The sequence below is a fragment of the Nocardia sp. CA-135953 genome, from assembly GCF_050955735.1.
Lineage (GTDB): Bacteria > Actinomycetota > Actinomycetes > Mycobacteriales > Mycobacteriaceae > Nocardia.
Map to the genome: position 1 here is coordinate 2,686,216 of NZ_CP192082.1, position 16,953 is coordinate 2,703,168.

Annotated in this window: 12 protein-coding genes and 1 pseudogene; 2 read left to right on the forward strand and 11 right to left on the reverse strand. The window is 64.7% G+C overall.

Features of this window, described 5'->3' with window-relative positions:
- Positions 1–61 precede the first annotated feature (61 nt).
- Entirely contained in the window at positions 62–703 is a 642-nt protein-coding gene (locus ACQPXH_RS12270) for a PaaI family thioesterase (protein WP_433602452.1), read from the reverse strand.
- Positions 704–829: 126 nt separating this feature from the next.
- Positions 830–1,858, reverse strand: a complete 1,029-nt coding sequence (locus tag ACQPXH_RS12275; protein ID WP_433602453.1) for a TIGR03617 family F420-dependent LLM class oxidoreductase — start codon at positions 1,856–1,858, stop codon at positions 830–832.
- Positions 1,859–2,323: 465 nt separating this feature from the next.
- On the opposite strand from ACQPXH_RS12275, the gene ACQPXH_RS12280 reads away from it, so the two are divergent.
- Positions 2,324–3,829 carry a class I adenylate-forming enzyme family protein gene (locus ACQPXH_RS12280; protein WP_433602454.1) on the forward strand — a complete coding sequence of 502 codons (1,506 nt, stop codon included), beginning with the start codon at positions 2,324–2,326 and terminating at the stop codon, positions 3,827–3,829.
- A 532-nt stretch (positions 3,830–4,361) separates the two neighbouring features.
- Here ACQPXH_RS12280 and ACQPXH_RS12285 read toward each other — a convergent pair.
- The 4 genes from ACQPXH_RS12285 to ACQPXH_RS12300 form a co-directional block, all read right to left on the reverse strand.
- A complete protein-coding gene (locus ACQPXH_RS12285) occupies positions 4,362–5,495 on the reverse strand; it encodes a hypothetical protein (protein ID WP_433602455.1) in 1,134 nt (377 codons plus the stop codon).
- A gap of 14 nt (positions 5,496–5,509) precedes the next feature.
- Complete coding sequence (locus tag ACQPXH_RS12290) at positions 5,510–6,628, reverse strand: phosphotransferase family protein (RefSeq protein WP_433602456.1); 1,119 nt, start codon at positions 6,626–6,628, stop codon at positions 5,510–5,512.
- A gap of 82 nt (positions 6,629–6,710) precedes the next feature.
- Positions 6,711–7,217 carry a nuclear transport factor 2 family protein gene (locus tag ACQPXH_RS12295; RefSeq protein WP_433602457.1) on the reverse strand — a complete coding sequence of 169 codons (507 nt, stop codon included), beginning with the start codon at positions 7,215–7,217 and terminating at the stop codon, positions 6,711–6,713.
- Positions 7,218–7,631: 414 nt separating this feature from the next.
- Positions 7,632–8,750 (reverse strand): NDMA-dependent alcohol dehydrogenase, encoded by a 1,119-nt coding sequence (locus ACQPXH_RS12300; RefSeq protein WP_433602458.1) that lies wholly within the window; start codon positions 8,748–8,750, stop codon positions 7,632–7,634.
- Between the two features lie 454 nt (positions 8,751–9,204).
- On the opposite strand from ACQPXH_RS12300, the gene ACQPXH_RS12305 reads away from it, so the two are divergent.
- Positions 9,205–10,677: an aldehyde dehydrogenase family protein gene (locus ACQPXH_RS12305; protein ID WP_433602459.1), complete on the forward strand. Its 1,473-nt coding sequence runs from the start codon at positions 9,205–9,207 to the stop codon at positions 10,675–10,677.
- Positions 10,678–11,060: 383 nt separating this feature from the next.
- Here ACQPXH_RS12305 and ACQPXH_RS12310 read toward each other — a convergent pair.
- From ACQPXH_RS12310 to ACQPXH_RS12330, 5 genes and pseudogenes are all read right to left on the reverse strand, one after another.
- Positions 11,061–11,257 (reverse strand): annotated as a pseudogene (locus tag ACQPXH_RS12310) (hypothetical protein); the annotation flags it as partial.
- Positions 11,258–11,265: 8 nt separating this feature from the next.
- The gene (locus ACQPXH_RS12315) at positions 11,266–11,937 is read right to left on the reverse strand and encodes a hypothetical protein (RefSeq protein WP_433602460.1); all 672 of its coding nucleotides are present in this window, start codon (positions 11,935–11,937) and stop codon (positions 11,266–11,268) included.
- A gap of 129 nt (positions 11,938–12,066) precedes the next feature.
- Entirely contained in the window at positions 12,067–12,981 is a 915-nt protein-coding gene (locus ACQPXH_RS12320; protein WP_433602461.1) for a TIGR03619 family F420-dependent LLM class oxidoreductase, read from the reverse strand.
- A 269-nt stretch (positions 12,982–13,250) separates the two neighbouring features.
- Complete coding sequence (locus tag ACQPXH_RS12325; protein ID WP_433602462.1) at positions 13,251–14,987, reverse strand: N-acyl-D-amino-acid deacylase family protein; 1,737 nt, start codon at positions 14,985–14,987, stop codon at positions 13,251–13,253.
- 633 nt (positions 14,988–15,620) lie between these two features.
- Entirely contained in the window at positions 15,621–16,907 is a 1,287-nt protein-coding gene (locus tag ACQPXH_RS12330) for an amidohydrolase family protein (protein ID WP_433602463.1), read from the reverse strand.
- Positions 16,908–16,953 lie beyond the last annotated feature (46 nt).

The following is a 16,953-nucleotide window of genomic DNA, read 5'->3' on the forward strand; positions in this document are numbered from 1 at the left end:
ACGGAAGGTTTCCGACGGCGTCGCATTGCTGATGCTCAACCGTCCAACACCACACGCCGACTCAAGGTTGGCCGGGCCTCAATTGCACGAACAGCGCTTCGGCCTCCGCGCACAGGCGCTCGCCGTCGCGCAGCCATCCGCGAACGCAACGCTTCCGGCCCTCCTCGCGCTCGAATCGAGCCTCCAGCGTAAGTAGTCGGCCGACCGGCGTAATGCTGCGGAAGTCGACGTGCATGTACGCGGTACGCGCGACCGGGCGGTTGCCGGACAGGGAAAGCCTCCCGAGCACGTCGTCGAACACCAGTGGGATGGTGCCGCCATGGACCGCACCGTTACTGCCTCGGTAGTAGTCACCGAAGCGAATTCGCGCGTCGAGCCACGTTTCGCCTTCCGCCACGATCTCGACCGGCGGAATCAGCGTCTGCTCGCGCCCCAGGACGTTGCCGACAAGCTCGCCTGACCGGCCCCATTCGTGTCCTGCCGCGCTCGGTTCGAGGCGACGGTTGAGGTCTTCGAGGTGACGAGTCACCTCGGCGACAAGCGTTGCGTCGGGCACTGCGGTGGTGATCCGTTCCTGCAATGTGCGCATCGCGTCCATCATCTCGCCGTAGCCGGCGGCGGTCTCCTGTTCGCCACGCCCGTCGGACACCCACCAGCTCGGTGCCGCCGGTGTATCGGCGATGCTCTGGCCGCGGTCGTTCATGTTTGCCCTTTCGCAAAGGCCGAACCCACCTCGATATCTTGTGGACGGGTTTCGACGACAATGATGGTCCGGCCCCTTGGAGGTGGATGGGTCGCGGCTCCTACCCTGAGCTGCGTGGTGTCGGCATCAACGATCGAGCGCCCGCGCGATCTCTCCCCATCGGGCGATCGCCGTCGGGTCCTTCTGCACCGAGTCCTCAGCGAGATAGCTGACCAGGCGGGTCGCGATCCCGCCGTACCGGGCGGTCAATGTGTCCGCGATCTCGTCCCAGCGACCCACTACGGCGAACTCGTCGAGTACCTCGTCGGTGATGAGATCGCGCATACCATCGAGGTCGTTGGCTTTCAGCCGCTCGTTGAGCGCCGCGGAGAGTCCAGTGAACCCGAGGTCGTCGAACTGGAAGGCATAGGCACGGGTCGAGCCGTAGAAGGAGATCTGTTCCTGAGCACGCCGGCGCAGCGGAGCGCGTTCCTCAGCCGTGTCCCCGGCCACGATGAACACCGGCACGATCAGGTCGACTTCGGCGGGGGAGCGCCCCGCACGAAGGCACCCTTCGCCGACCGCGGGCAATAGACGCTCGTGGAGGTAGTGCAGTGAATGCAGCGGGTGGACATGCACTCCGTCCGCCACCTCGCCGGCCATCCGGCACATCCAAGGGCCGACCGCCGAGATGTCTATCTTGATGTCGCCGTGGTCGTGCCTTGCGGGTGTCCATGCCTGCGGCAGCAGGCTCAGCCGATAGTACGGGCCCTCGTGGTTCAGGCTTTTTCTCCCGTCGAAGCTCGCGAAGCAGTCGCGCACGGCCAGCACGTAATCCTTGAGTCTGGGCCCGGGGTGGTCGAACTCACTGGAGTAGCGGCGTTCGACGTGCGCCCGGACCTGGGTGCCGAGGCCGAGCCGGAAGCGGCCACGGGTGTTGGCAGCGAGCTCCCATGCGGTGACGGCCGTGACCATCGGGCTCCGAGGGAAGGCAACGGCAACGCCGGTCGCGAACTCCAGTTCGGGAGCGACGGTCGCGGCGGCTGCCACCGACATCCACGGCGCCTGCGTCGTCTCCGTGAAGACCAGGCCCGAGACACCGGCGTCTGCAGCGGCGCGGGCGAGTGCCGCGGTCTGTGCCCACTGTCCGGCACCCCTCGTGATGTCGAACTTCACTGGCTGGTCCCCGTTCGTCTGTCACGCGTTTGTGATGGCTTTACAAGCCACACATTCAACTGAATTATATTAATAATACCAAGCGCCATTCGTTGCGAGGAGCGGCAAGGTATCCACGTCTGGGTTCGATGTCGGCGTGGCCGTCGCCACGAACCCAGGCGGATATGGCGGGGCGGCACCGATTACTTGCCGGTAAGCGAAGGATCGGAACTGCGCGGTCGGCTGGCGCGTCATCGCCGAAGCGAATTTGCCGCCCCGGTGAAACCGGAGCGTTGTCCGCCCTTCGGCGAAGCCCCGCCGACGGCAGTCGGTCAGCGGGGGCAAGATCGGGTTACGCGGGGCGCACGACGGGTTCGGGCGTTGTCGAAGTGGGCAAACCTGAGCTTTGCGCCTACATATGCAATAAGATATCTTATCTAACTATATGAATCGGACATCCATCCGACAGCGACGAGGGAGTTCAGCATGAATCTGGCCATGATCCTCGAGATGGTCGGGGACGGTATGGCTGAGCGGGTTGTGATCGGCGACGCGAACCGCGGCCTGACCGGCGCTGACCTCAGGGACAGGGCGATCGCTGGGGCCCATCTGCTGCGGCGGACGGGGAGCAAGCGGCTCGTGTATCTCGGCGGGAACGGTGAGGCGTTCCCGGTGGCAATGTTCGCCGCGACGCTGGCCGGCATACCGTTCCTTCCGCTGAACTATCGCCTTTCGGCCGAGCAGCTCGACGATATCCTGGAGCGTCAAGAAGATCCGCTCGTAGTCACTGACGCGCCCGCGCGCGCACCTCGGCAGCGGACGATCGGCATTTCCGAGTTCCTGCAGCAGCCACTTGACTCTGAAGTCGAGGTCCTGGGGGTAGACGAGGTCGATCCCGATGCGGTGGCGGTGCTCCTGATGACGAGCGGCACAACAGCGGCGCCGAAGAGTGCCGTTCTTCGCCATCGCCATCTCGCCTCTTACATTTTCGGGTCGGTGGAGTTCGCCTCGGCGGACGAGGACGCGGCGACGCTGGTCAGTGTGCCGCCCTACCACATCGCGGCAGTAGCCAACGCGTTGTCCAACCTCTTCGCCGGACGTCGCCTCGTCTATCTGGACCAGTTCAAGCCCGGGACTTGGCTCGACCTCGTCGAGACGCAGAAAATCAGCCATGCCATGGTTGTGCCGACCATGCTCGTCCGCATTGTCGCCGAGTTGAAGGCGCGCGGCCACGAGGCGCCATCCAGTCTCCGCTCGGTCTCCTATGGCGGCGCGAAGATCGCGGCCGAGGTCATCGGCGAAGCCCTGCGATTGTTCCCCCATACGGGATTTGTCAATGCCTACGGGCTGACCGAAACGGCGTCTTCGATCGCAGTGCTTGGCCCCGAGGACCATCGCGAGGCCGCCGCGAGCCCTGATCCCGCCGTCCGGGCCAGGCTCGGTTCGGTCGGTCGGGCCCTGCCGTCGGTCGACATCGAGGTGCACGACGACGAGGGCCGTCCGTGCCCTCCCGGAGTCGTCGGCGACATCGTAGTGCGGGGCGAGCAGGTATCGGGTGAATACGCAGAGGCGGGCAGCGTCGTGCGGGCGGACGGCTGGTTTCCGACGCGCGACCGCGGCTACCTCGACGCGGCCGGGTTCCTGTTCGTGCGAGGGCGGGCGGATGACACGATCATCCGCGGCGGGGAGAACATCGCCCCCGCAGAGATCGAGGATGTGCTTGGACGGCATGAAGCGGTGCTCGAATGTGCTGTCGCCGGAGTGCCAGATGTCGAGTGGGGACAGCGGATCGCAGCATTCGTCGTCCTGCGGAACGGCCGCACGGCCGACGCCGATGAACTCCGTGAATGGACGCGAGCGCGGCTGCGCGGCTCGAAGACCCCAGACGAGGTCGTCTTCCTCGCGGAGCTTCCCACGACGGCCACCGGCAAGGTCGTGCGTCGAGATCTGGTCGACTTGGTCGCACGTGGCGATCGGTCGGCACGTGCGTGACGGAGTCTCCAGCGGGCCGACGCAGGCAACGCAGCTGTTCTGCAGTTAGGAAATCGGGGCTCGTTGCGGCAGCTGGCTTGTCGGACAACGCAGTTCGCTGGAATGTCAGCCACTTGGGGCAGGTGCGGACCTGGCACGGCAAGCCGTTGTGCTGGCATACTGCCCGCGGACCCGGACGCGGAATAGCTGAAGACCTGCGAACAGTCATCTGCGGATCAAATGAGTAACTCGGATGCACAGCCGAGAATTTCGACGGCCCCTACGGTCCCGGTCGGTCTAGTGCTGCGGCGTAGAACAAGGGCAAGGCATCGGTTCGCTGAATCTCACTCGCCGCCGTTGTCATGGCCGACTCCGTCGGGGGCGGGTCACGGTACTTCATCCTGCGCGGAAATCGGTATCCGCTCAGGAACCCGCGATGTCGGTTACCTGCCCGGTTCAACCGGCACCGTCATCTGACGTGCCGGTTGAACCCCGCTCGCAGAGCCGCTGTCCGGACTACCAACCCGACACCGCGACGAGACGATGCCGACTTTCAGGCCGCGCCGTCGGTAAACCCGGTGAAGCCGTAGCGCTCGTTGGCCCCGGCAATCACCAGGTTCATCGTGCCGTAGCCGACCTCGCCGGTGTTGGTCGTGAACCGGCACACGTTTTCGACGGTCGCATTGAACAGCGCATCGGGAGGAATATCGGCCATGACCCACTTGGGCGTCTCCACACTGAGGTCGCCGAGGTACATGCCGTGTCGCCACGACACCAGGCCGGGCTGCGGCGCCGCCTCGCCGCCGTAGCCGGTGCCGAGGCTGAGCACGAAGGGTAGCAGTGGCTCGACCACGATCTCGCTGACCTTTCCGGCCGAATCCGGAAAGGTCAGCGTGCCCCCGGACAGCCGCCGGGTCCCGGGCACGAAGGTCCAGGCGTGTTCGCCCTGGCCGAGGTCCTCGTCAGGGATGGACGGGTCTGAATAGACGGCGACAGTGTCCCCGTAGCTCCGCACACCATGCGGGTCCTCCTGCGCGCTGAACAGGATGGTGCGATCGGCGAGCCGAATGGCAGCCGAACTCCAATAGCCGCCCTGCGGTGGGACGGAACTGTCGATGCCACCGCTCTCGGGCTCGCCGAGCGGGCGAACGCCCCAGGAATGATCCCGCATTCCCAGATAGTTCTCCGGGTCTGCCTCGTAAGTGTGCCCGTCGATCACGAGCGTGCCTTCCCAGGTGCCGGTTTGGGTGAACCGGCACATATCCATGATCGTCCGGTTGCCTCGCTCCAGCTTGTGCCGGGGCTCCAGATGCGCCGGAATCGTGCTGGTCCACCTAAGGTCAGCAGCAATGTCACCGCTGCCAGGCTCGCAGACGACGCGCAGCCGGCGCAGGCCTTCGATAACCTCGATGCGCAGCGGCCCGACTTCCATTCGCGCGCGGTCGTCGTCGAGGGTCCGGCTGGCTCGGGTGACGTAGTGGGTGCCGCCCGCGAGCACTGCGATGTAGCCGTCGACCACGCCGCGGTTGGGGTACACGCCGAATCCCATGGCGAGGAACGGGCCCGAACTATCGGGGGTGTGCATGTTGAAGTAGTAGCGGTCGTAGTAGTTGCGGTCGGTCGTGCCGGGCCGACGGAGCGGCTCGAGCGTCTGGTGGACTGGATAGTCGTCGAACGGCGACAGCATGTCGCTTTCCTCCTTCAGGATGCAGTGGACAGACCAAGGCGGCGCGCGAGGCCGTCCGCGACGTCGCTCAGACAGCCGAACTCACCCGGGCCTGGCACGGGGCGACCAGCTGCCCGGCGCATTTGGTCGCTGCGCATCATGACCGATGCAAGCCGGAACCAGCAGAAAATCTCATACCAGGTAAGGTCTGGCAGTTCGGTTCCTGTGGTTTCCTGCCACAGGTCGAGGGTTTCCTCCCTCGTGCCGAAGCCGTCGAGGCGGGGCAGCTCGAGGCCCGTGGTGAGCATCTCGTCGAACATGAGCCAGTAGCAGAGATCCGTGAGTGGGCCGCCCAGCGAGAGCAGTTCCCAGTCCAGCACCGCGGTACAGCGGCCGCCGTCGAACAACAGGTTCCCTATTCGCGCATCTCCCCACGACAGCCCCGCCATCGGCGCCTGCGGGAAGTGGGCGACGAGCCATTCGTACACCTGCTCGAGCACCGGGTTGTCCATCGGAGTGCTCGCCCAGTCCAGCGCTTCCCGCCAATACTGCAAGCTTTGGCGCAGACCGCCGTCACCACGAGCGGGGTCGTCGAGGAAGTCGAACAGTCCGACCGGAACGGAGGCGAGTGCGCCAAGAGCTTCGACGCCGCTGCGCCAGACACGGCGCCGCTGCTCGGGGGTGGCGTCGAACAACCAGCCTTCCTGACTGTACGGCGGGAAATCCGCAGGTGCCCGGCCCTGGACGTGGCTCATCACCCAGAACGGCGCGCCGAACAAGGACGTATCGGCCTCATAACCCAGCATCTTGGGCACCGGGATGTCCGTGTTCCGGCCCAAGGTATCAAGCACCTGGTACTGCTCGGCGAAGCGCGGTTCGAAGACGAACTGCAGCGTGGTCGGGGCGATGCGAAGGACCAAGTCCACCGGCTCGGCTCCCTGCGCCGAGGTGAGGGTCCGCACGAGCAAGGTCTCGTTCGACGCCCCCGAGCCCTGCGGACGGCGCAGCGCGACAATCTCCACCCGGGAACCACCGGGATCACGGGCTGTCAGCCAGTCGGACAGAACGGCCGTCACGGCGGCGTCGTCCCGCAACTGCGGGACTGTGTATACCGAAGACTCCGACATCACATGCTTCCTTTCGTCCAGCGCCATGTGGCGCCTGCCGGCCGGTAGATCTGGTGTCTTGCGCCCTGTGCCATCGATAGGCTGTGCCATCGAGAGCTGGGCGTCATACCTACCAGGCGTAGGAGGGGTCAGCGGCTCCGCGGTTTCCGCGGAGCCCTGCATCGGGAATCTGGAAGGGGAACCCCTGGGGCGCAGGGCGCCTGGGTTCTACGCGTTCCCAGTCGTAGGCGACCCGCCGCGCATCGACCCGCCAGCCGAGTTCTTCGTCGCGTCGCAACGTGTCGAGATATCTTCCGCCGAGGAACCAGTCGTACTCCTCGCCGTCGTGAACAACCCGCTGGCATGCCATGAAGTACGACTCGCTCCGCGCGATATCTCCGTCGATCTCGACGTATTCGTTGCAGATATTGTGCTGGGTAGCGACGAAGGCCTTTTCGAGCGTTTCCATGAAGAAAGGGTTCGACTCTGCCACCGGAATCGCTTCGCCGGTGTGATTGTCCGTCGCACCGTCGTGGTAACCGCATTCCAGGAGTTCAGCATCGCATCGATCTACACCGCGGCAATACCTCATTACGGCGTCGTGGATCTGCTGCCGGTCGTAGAGTTCGGCAATCATCGCGCTTTCCTGCGGTCTGGTTGATTGCCGTGGAATTCCGAACCGTGTCACTATCGCCTCCCGTAAATCGATATGATACCGATCACATACATAGAGTTCAACTATTGATCTTAGATAGTGGTATCACCGTGGTGGTGGTTTTGCCCGGGGCGCCCACGGGCCCTCCGGCAGCCGCCTGAGCGCCTCCGGCGGATCGTGCGTACCCGCAACTTGTGGGCGGATCTTCTCTGAGAGAGGCGTGCTCAATCGCCGAGCCGGATCAACGGTATGCGGTGACATTCCGTGTGGGATTCCTGCGTGGCCTCGGGTTTTGGTGCTGACACACATCTTCACCGGGGGAAACTTCCACTACGGCGGGCTGTGCTGATCTGCGGCTTGCACGCGCTGGACGCGTCGACATCCCGTTCCGAGCTATCAGCGGAACCGGATGACTCCGCGGATGTTGCGCCCGTTGCGCATATCGTCGTATGCGGTGTTGATCTGATCGAGGCTGTAGGTGCGAGTCACCAGCTCATCGAGCTTGAGTTTGCCGCTGCGGTACTGGTTCAGCAGCATCGGCATAGCCTCCAGTGGGGACTTCATGCCGTACAGAGCGCCCTGGATGCGCTTCTGGAACATGGCCATGTCGTAGGCATTGATGCCACGCAGGCCGTCCTCTTGGTCAGGTCCGACACCAGTGACGACAAGAGTGCCCGCCTTGCGGATCGAGTGGTAGCCCGCCGTGATGAGATCATTGTGGACCACCCCGGCCGTGAGGATGGTCACGTCTGCGCCTTGGCCGTTGGTGAGGGCCTGGACGCGGGGGGTCGCGTCGGCCAACGACGGGAAAGATTCGGTTGCTCCGAACTCGAGGGCCCATTTCTGCTTATCGGGGACGGGATCGACCGCGATGATGTGCGCGGCGCCGGACGCGACTGCGCCCTGTACTGCGTTCATGCCGATACCGCCGACCCCGGCGACGATGACCACGTCGCCAGGCTGCACGTTGCCGGCGGTGGTTGCCGAGCCGTAGCCGGTCTGGACACCGCATGCGACCAGACACGCCACCTCGAGCGGAATGTCCTTATCGATTTTGATCAGCGAGCGCTGGTCGTAGACCTGCCATTCGGAGAACGTGCCGAGCAAGGCGATGGTGGCGATGTCGAGGCCGTCGGCGGTGTGCATGCGGAACGTGCCATCCAGCTGATGGCCGATCAAGGTCAGTGCGCCGACGTCGCAGAGGTTCTGCATTCCCATCGCGCACCAGCGGCATCGACCGCATGCTGGGACGAACGAGGTGAGGACGTGATCGCCGACTTCCAGGTCGTGGACCTCCGTGCCTACGGCCCGGACGATGCCGCTGCCTTCGTGGCCCCCGACCACGGGCAGATAACCGACCTGGACGTCGCCGTGGGAGACATGGTCGTCGGAGTGGCACAGCCCGGTGGCGACCATCTCCACGAGTACCTCGCCGCGGCGGGGTTCGTCGAGTTCGACTTCCTCGACCTGCCACTCTGAGGGGGCGGAACGCAGGACGGCAGCGTTGGTTTTCACGGGTGGATCTCCTAGGTGTTCCTGGGTGGCCTTCGTCGAGAAGGGGCGTGCCCCGTCATATGTGCGGTGAGCGAAGCCCTCGACCGCTGTGCCGTCTCGGCGGAGGCCGGTATCGGAGTGCTCGATCGTCCTGGCCCCGGGTCCAGGCCGACGTTCGGGTTGTGAGGAATTGGGGGCAGGACTGGACATTAGTCGGCCAAGGCGCAAAATGGGTCAAATTACTAAATTCATTTAGTAGAATGAGAGAGCATGGTCCAGGTCGGTGTCGGGCGACTAGAAGACACCGCGCGCAGGAATTCGGATTCGGCAACCGGCAGGTGAACGGACCCGCCCTGCGGATCGTCGGTCCTTTTGACACGGGCCCCGGTCCTGCCACCGGCTCAAGCCCGATATCCCCTGTACCGGCTCGTTTTCTTCGTATGAAACACCCCCGAGTAACAAAAGGAGTTGCTACATGAGCATTATCGACAGCCACTCGAAACTGGCTGCTCGCGTGCTTCCAGAACCAGCGCTGTATATCGGCTCCGAGCGGGTCACTCGCACGTCGCGTGGAACCTTGGATCGAGTGGATCCGACCACCGGACAAGTGTTGGGGAGCTTTCCGGTAGCGGGATCCGAGGAGGTGGACCGTGCCGTGGCTGCGGGACGCCGCGCGTTTCCCTCGTGGAAGCGGCTGGGTGCGGACCAGCGTCGCCGAATCCTCTGGCGGATCGCCGAGCAATTGCGCGCCCATGAGGACGAACTCATCCAACTGGTCGCCCTCGAAACCGGTACTCCGCTTACCCCCGGCTACCTTGGGCAGGCGATCGACCTGTTCGAGTACTACGCCGGCTGGTCCGACAAGTTCGAGGGCGAGTTGATCAGCGCCTATCCGGCGCGGGCTCTTGATTATGTCCGTTACGAGCCGTATGGGGTGGTAGGCGCGCTGATCACCTGGAACGGACCGATTATCAATGCGTCGATGAAACTCGCTCCGGCCCTGGCGGCGGGCAACTGTGTCGTGATGCGCTCGCCGGAACTCGGGCCGTTCGCTGTGATGCGGTTGGCCGAACTCTGCTTGGAAGCGGGCTTGCCGGAAGGTGTGCTCAGCGTGCTGTCCGGTGATCGCTATACGTCTGAGGCCATCATCCGACATCCAGACGTGCGCAAAGTGTCGTTTACCGGTAGTCCTCAGGTGGCCACGAGTGTGATGGCGCTCGCCGCGGAGACCCAGACACCTGTCACGCTGGAACTCGGCGGCAAGTCGGCCAATATTGTTTTCGCAGATGCCGATCTGGACGCAGCTGCACAAATGGCCGCGTTCATGAGCACGATCGCCGGGGCTGGACAGGGCTGCTTTTTCCCCACCAGGCTGATGGTCGAGTCCTCGGTGTACGACGAAGTGCTCGAGCGCGTGCAAGCGGTCGCTCAATCACCGCGCATCGGCGATCCCCTCGATCCCGCCGTAACGATGGGCCCGGTCATCGACCATGCCGCCGCTGAGCGGATTCTGGCGGTGGTGGACCAGGCAAAGAGTGAGGCCAGGCTGGTGACGGGTGGTGATCGCCTCGATGGTGAGCTGGCCTCGGGTGCGTTTGTTCGTCCGACTGTGCTGGCCGACGTGGACAACGCCAGTTCGCTGGCGCAGCAGGAAGTCTTCGGCCCGGTTCTCGCGGTCACCCGGTTCGACACCGCTGAGCAGGCGCTGGAAATGGCCAACGCGACCAGTTACGGTCTGGCTGCCTACGTTCACACCACCGATCTGGTCCGGGCACACAGAATGGCCGAAGAACTCGAGGTGGGTTGGGTCGCGGTCAACTCCTTCGCGCCGATGACCGCGTCGGCACCCTTCGGCGGCACCAAAGCGAGTGGCTTCGGCCGAGAAGGCGGCCGCGCCGCTATCGAGGACTACGTTCACCACAAGAACGTCTACATCCCACTGTCGTAACCGCGCAATCCCCAACTGAGTTGACGAACTGAGTGCCTTACTGGGCGTAGTGATACGAAGATCGTGTTGTCGTTGACCGACAAGCCCGCGATCTTCCGGAATCTCCCGCTCCCGCGGACACTGTGGCGGTGCGGGCCTCGGTAGTCAACGGGTGAGCCGAGGTTGAAGTCACGCATCGGCTTCTGTTCCGGTTGGCGAGGGTGTCGATGCCTAGACGACGATCGGGGCGCATCCGGGCTGTTCTTCCGGATGCACCCCGATCGCCCGCCACAGTGCGGGTCCCGTATGCCTCAGGCCTGGGGCTGATGGTCGATCAGACCACTGCCAGCAGCAAGGATTGATCAACATACGGTTGGGTAAACGCTGCCGATGAAACTGCGAGCCTGGACATCCCGGATGGCATAGCGCGCCCAGCCTTCGGCCTGCAGCTCATCGGGCGGCGCCATCAGTCCGCGTCAGGCGGCAGTGGATTCCGGTTCGGTTGCCACCAGTCGCTGCGTGTACTCCTCGGGCAGTAGTTCGATCCGGTCGCGTTGACCACACCGTCGGCGTGCTCCGACCAGTCGCCCGCCTCGACTGCGGCCCTGATCAACCCTGGTAGGCGTGTGCTGGGCGAAGCGTGCGCGCGTAGCGCACGGGAGTCGTGACAGTGTGATTCAACTGTTCCGCGATGTGGGAGGGATCTTCGTCGAGCCAGGCGACGACGATGCCGGTTCCCGCGGGAGCAGCCGGGAAACCCGGTGGAAGCTCGGTACCGGCCATGCTCTCGAATGACCAGCAGCCTGCGACTCCGGGTACCCGCGCGAGGGCGGCCGCGATGGTCGGGGAGTGCTCCGAGTCGAGCACGACGATGTGCGCACCTCGGTCGGGGCGGTATGGAAGGACGATGGCGCGCACCGGAACGTCTGGGGATACCCACTTCCCTGTCACATGGAACGGCGCGTGGAGGAGTCCGCGGCGGGCATCGAACCAACGACCCGCTTCGGCCAGTTGCCTGCCGAGCACAGTCATCTCTTCGAGCGCACCTCGGGCGGGGTGCGCGAGTAGGTACATGTGAGCGTGATGCGTGGCGGCGAGGTCCTCGTCGGTACCGGCCACCTCGAGGCCTCGGTCCGCCGTCCAACGCTGGGCGCCGACGACTCCTTCGATGCCGAATTGCTCGGGCATGTGGTCGAGCGCGTGCCAACGGTCGAACTCGTCGTGGTGGCCTTCGAACACCTCTGTGAACGAGAACCAGGCCGCAGTAGCCTCTTTGCTCATAGTGCCGCCGACCTGGAAATCGAATTCGCCCCTGACGAATTGCGGATCATCCGTCCTGCCTTCTTTGCTTCGGTTGCTCCGGTCCTCGCGGCGCCGAGCTGCGGCGCATCGAGACGGATTTCGTTCTGGCTACCGGAATTGCGGCATCACGTTCTCCGCGAACCACTCGAGCTTTCGCTGCAGATCGGATGGCTTGTCCCAGGCGGAGGAAATGCTGAGATAGGTGAACCCCGCCTCCTGATAGCGCCCGACGAGGTCCACGATCTGGTCCCTCGAACCGGCCATGCGTTCTGCGTTGGACTCCCCGACATGCTCGGATGCCTTCTCCACCAGCCGGTCCGGCTCACCGAACGAGATGCCGAAAGCGAAGTCGAGTGCGTCCGCGTCGCGTCCCGCGGCGCGCACGGCATCCTTTGCCGCGGCGACCTGGCGCGCGAGCGTTGGTACGTCGCCGACCATCGGGGTCCACCCGCTGCCGAACTCCACCAGCCGCCGCAACGGCCGCCGGCCGCTCCCGGCGATCCAGAGCGGAATATGCGGGCGCTGCACGCATTTCGGCTCGAACGTGAGAGGTTCGAACCGCACATGCTTACCCGCGAAGGTCGGCTCCTCCTGCGTCCAGAGCGTGATCATCGCCCGGCAGTACTCATCGGTGATGTCGCCGCGGTCGGCGAAGGAGACCTGGAGCGCGTCGAACTCGGCCTCCAGCCAGCCAGTCCCGACGACCATTGTGAACCGTCCGTTGCTCACCTGGTCGAGTGTGGCCGCCAGCTTCGCCTGGTGGACAGCACCCCGGTACGGCACCACCGTGGCGTAGAAAACCAGCCGGATCCGCTCGGTCAGTGCGGCGAGATGCGCTGCGAGAACGTAGATCTCGGGGCGCGACTTGCCTGTCGCGGCTGCTTCCGGAACCCTCGGCGGGGCAATGTGATCGGATAAGGCCACTCCGTCGAAGCCCACCTCTTCCGCGGTTCGCACGACCGGGCCGATCGACCGGAAGTCCGGCCAGCGTTCCCACGGAAAAAGCTGCATCCCGAATTTCATTCGATCCTCTATCGTCGGCGCCGCCGGACGTCGTCGCGGAGACGAGCCGGTGCGGTAGTGGTTATTCAGCTGTGTCGGCTCAGCGACGCGGACGCATCGTCGTCTGCCCTGGCCGCCTCACACATGGAGCCGGCTCAGCAAAGAAAGGGCGGACAGCCACGTTGGAAACCCCTCGGCGCAGGCCGGCAGGTTGGCGGATCGGTTAGGGCGCCACGCCCGACGGTGACGGCCATCGACGGCACCGTCGGGCCATTCCGCGGTCGGGGACGCTATGCTGCCGCACTTGATCGCCGCGCTCCCCGGACCAGGCGTCCGGGGAGCGCACCAGTCGCCTCGCCACCGAGGTAGGTCACCAGGCCCGACACGACTGTTGCGTCGTAGCCGTCAGCTCGCTGCCGGAGCCGGCGCCCGCCGGCGGGCAAGTCGTAGGTCGTGTGCGGGGCGTGCAGGTGGAGCCGATCCAGGTCGATCACGTTCAGATCCGCCTTGGCACCCCGACGGATTACGCCTCGGTCGCCCAAGTCGACCGCTGCCGCCGGCTGGGTGGTCAACATCCTGATCGCTTGGGGTAGCTCGATGCGGCGATCGGCGGTCGCATCGCGCACCCAATGTGTGAGGAAGTACGTGGGGTACGCCGCATCGCAGATCGTCGAGTAATGTGCCCCTCCGTCGCCGAGGGCCAGGACGGTCAGGTCGTGTGGGACCATATCGCGTCCGGCGCTCTCGAACCGGTCACCATCCCGATTGCCCATCGGCCGGTAGAGAATTTCGTGCCCGTCGCGTTCCAGCAATGCTTCGTAGATCACCTCGAGCGGTTCGCGTCCGTCACGCCGGGCCTTCGCCGAGATGCTGTCGTCGGCGGCTGGATGGTAATTGGGCGGATCGCCCAGCACGTAGAGCGACTCATGATCAGAGATCACGAATTTGAAGAAGGGGTTCGGGTCCTCGGGTTGCTCGGCCAGGAGGCGGCGGCGCAACCCGGGGTCGCGCATCGCTTGCACCTTGTCCGGCAGTGGCAAGTCGCGCAACGGTCGAAAGCTCGGGTGCAGTGCGAACGGGTGAAGTGACAGTTCGAGGCCGAGCAGCGCGCCCACCGGCCGCGCCAGGACCTGGCCCCGGATGGAGTGTCCATCGTCCCGAGCGGTTTCGAGGCTCCGCAATATATCCCGCCAGCCTCCGGGCCACCCCGGATCCTGCAGGAAGGTGAACGACACGGGGCGACCTGAACGTTCCGCGATCCGGCGCAACAATGCGAACTGTGTGTTCGGGTCGAGTTCGTTGTTCGGCACCAACTGGAACACACCGGTGCCGGCGTCGCGTAGGCCGTCGGCCAATGCCAGTATTTCGGTGTCCTCGGTGGGCACCGACGGCGCGAGTTCGCCGGTCTTGAAGCGGTGAGCCATCGTCCGTGACGTCGATACCCCGAGCGCGCCCGCCCGGACCGCTTCGGCGGTGAGGCGCCGCATCTCGTTGAGGTCTGCGTCGGTGGGGGGCTCGAGGTCTGCGCCGCGCTGACCCATTACGTACACGCGCAGCGGAGAATGGGGAACCTGCGCGGCGAAGTCGATGTCGGTGTGGCGGCGGTCCAGTGCATCGAGGTAGTCGGGAAAGGTCTCCCAGTTCCAAGGCACCCCGGTGGTCATGACGACGCCGGGGATGTCCTCGACGCCCTCCATGAGTCTGACAAGCAGATCGCGCTGCTCGGCACGAGCGGGCGCGAAGCCGACCCCGCAATTCCCCATCACCACCGTGGTGACGCCATGCCCAGACGATGGTCCGAGCGTCTGCTCCCACGTGACTTGACCGTCGTAGTGGGTGTGGACGTCGACGAAGCCGGGCGTAACAAGACGATCGCGGGCGTCGATCTCCTCGGCACCACGCCCGCTGACCTTCCCCACCGCGGCGATGCGCCCGTCGGTGACGGCCACATCCGCCTCTATGGGATCCGCTCCGGTCCCGTCCAGGACTGTTCCGCCGCGGATGACAAGATCGAATGCGTCTCTCACTTTTCCTCCAGTAGGGGAGCCGATGTCGTGCAGGGGGCTGCGTATGAGGAATAACGCGCGATAACGGTCGTCTCGCGCGTGCCGCCGGTACACCACAGCGGAAGATCGTTTCGACGGGCGCCGATCTGACGGAATTGTGCACCCGCCCGGCCGACCGCTTTCGCTTTGCTGGCTGGTTCGAAGCGAGCCTGCCGGTCGGGGCCGGTACGCCCCTGGCGCGAGTTTCGGAGACCGAGGCAACTGTCAGTTCCCACGAACTTGTACCTTACCAAGGATTAGCGAAATTATCTAAACTATTTGTCGGATAGAGCCCTACTTGGCGACTATCTTTAGCCCGCGGACCTGCCATATTAGCAGTTGGTCACACTAAGGCCTGCTCATGCTATGGCCTGCTCGTGCGGCGGCTAGTCCGTCGGGCGCAGCACATCCAGGCGGATCGGGCGCACGTTGGAGCCCTGGGCGCCGAGTGTGCTGCATACGCACGGCACGCGAGGGGGTGCAGGCATCGGTGCACCATAGCCCCAGCGGACGCGGCCCGATAGCCAGGGCCGTGCATAGGCATACCACGACGACGGCACCCACCTCGGCCGAGGTGAGTGCCGTCGTCGGTTGTGGATAAGTGCGGCGTGCTGCTCAGGCCGGAGCCAACTGCGAACCAGGCATCGGCTCGATGATCAGTGGCGGCGTCACGGTCTCGGACGGAAACTTCGGGCCGTCGACCAAGGGCTCGTTGATCAGAGACACAGTCGGGCCGACCTTGTTGGCGATCGACTGCAGGAAGTCGAGATCGAAGTTGTAAACCTCCGCCGCCGTACCGGCAAGCATGCGCCGGACTTCGCTCTCCGGCACGCCGGCGAACGCCGCTCGCATAGCCTCCAAACTGTAGGGATACGTGCCCTCGAGGTGCGGCAGGTCCGAGCCCCACATGATCTTGTCGACACCGATCTGGTCGCGCATCGCGCATTCCGGACCGGTGAGGAAGCTCGCACCGAGGTAGCAATTCGAGGCGAAATACTCGCTCGGCTTCTTGGTCATGCCCTCGGCAGCGGCGCCGACGAAGTGATGGACGATGCTCCCGCTGACGTGCGCGGCCTCATACAGGCCGTCCAGTTCGGCCAGGTGGGAGGGTACCCATCCGGCCCCGTCCTCGGTGGTCACGTATTTCAAGTTCGGATACCGCTCGAACACTCCGTTGAAAATCATGTGTGCCAGTCCGCGCTTGGCGAAGAAGGGCGCCTCGATCAAGCCGATAGCCGGTGCCGCGACGCCGTACTCCGGTGTGGGGGAGTGGCCGGGAACGTTTGCGTGCCGGTGCACCGGGATGTCGTACTCGGCACACAGTTCCCAGATTCGGTTGTAGCGCGGGAGATACAGCGGCACCAGATTGTCGGGGGAGTCGCCCGGCAGGATGATGCCACCGGTCAGCCCCGACTCCTTGATCCAGTGCAGTTCCCCGACGGTGTCGTCGACATCGTTGAGGAACACTTGGGCGACGCCGGCACGGCGGCCGGGGAGTTGACCGCAGAAGTCGACCAGCCACCGGTTGTGCGCTCTGAGTCCGGCCCAGCGTCGTTCGTACTCCTCGCGCGTCCGCGGCGCGGCTGCGGTAAGGATTGCGCTGGGGAAGAACGGCGGAGCCGTATTGGGGAAGATCACCTCGCCGACAATGCCTTCGGCTTCGAGCGCCTCATTGCGCTTGCTGCTGTCCCAGCTGAACGTGGAGTCCCCACCGCCCGAAGCGACGCCGAACTTGCGGTCGCTGTCCTCCACCTCGAGCCACGGGTCGTTGAAGGCCTTGGCCCACTCGTCGAACTCGGCATGCCACTTCGACTCGAGATAGGGCTTGTAGTGCTGGATGTCGGCGCCGGCGTGACCATCGGCGGAAATAACGACGTAGCGGTCCTGCGCCTGGTTTGCCAACGTTTCCTCCTCAGAGCCTTCCCGTATTAGGAAGTTTATTTAGTTA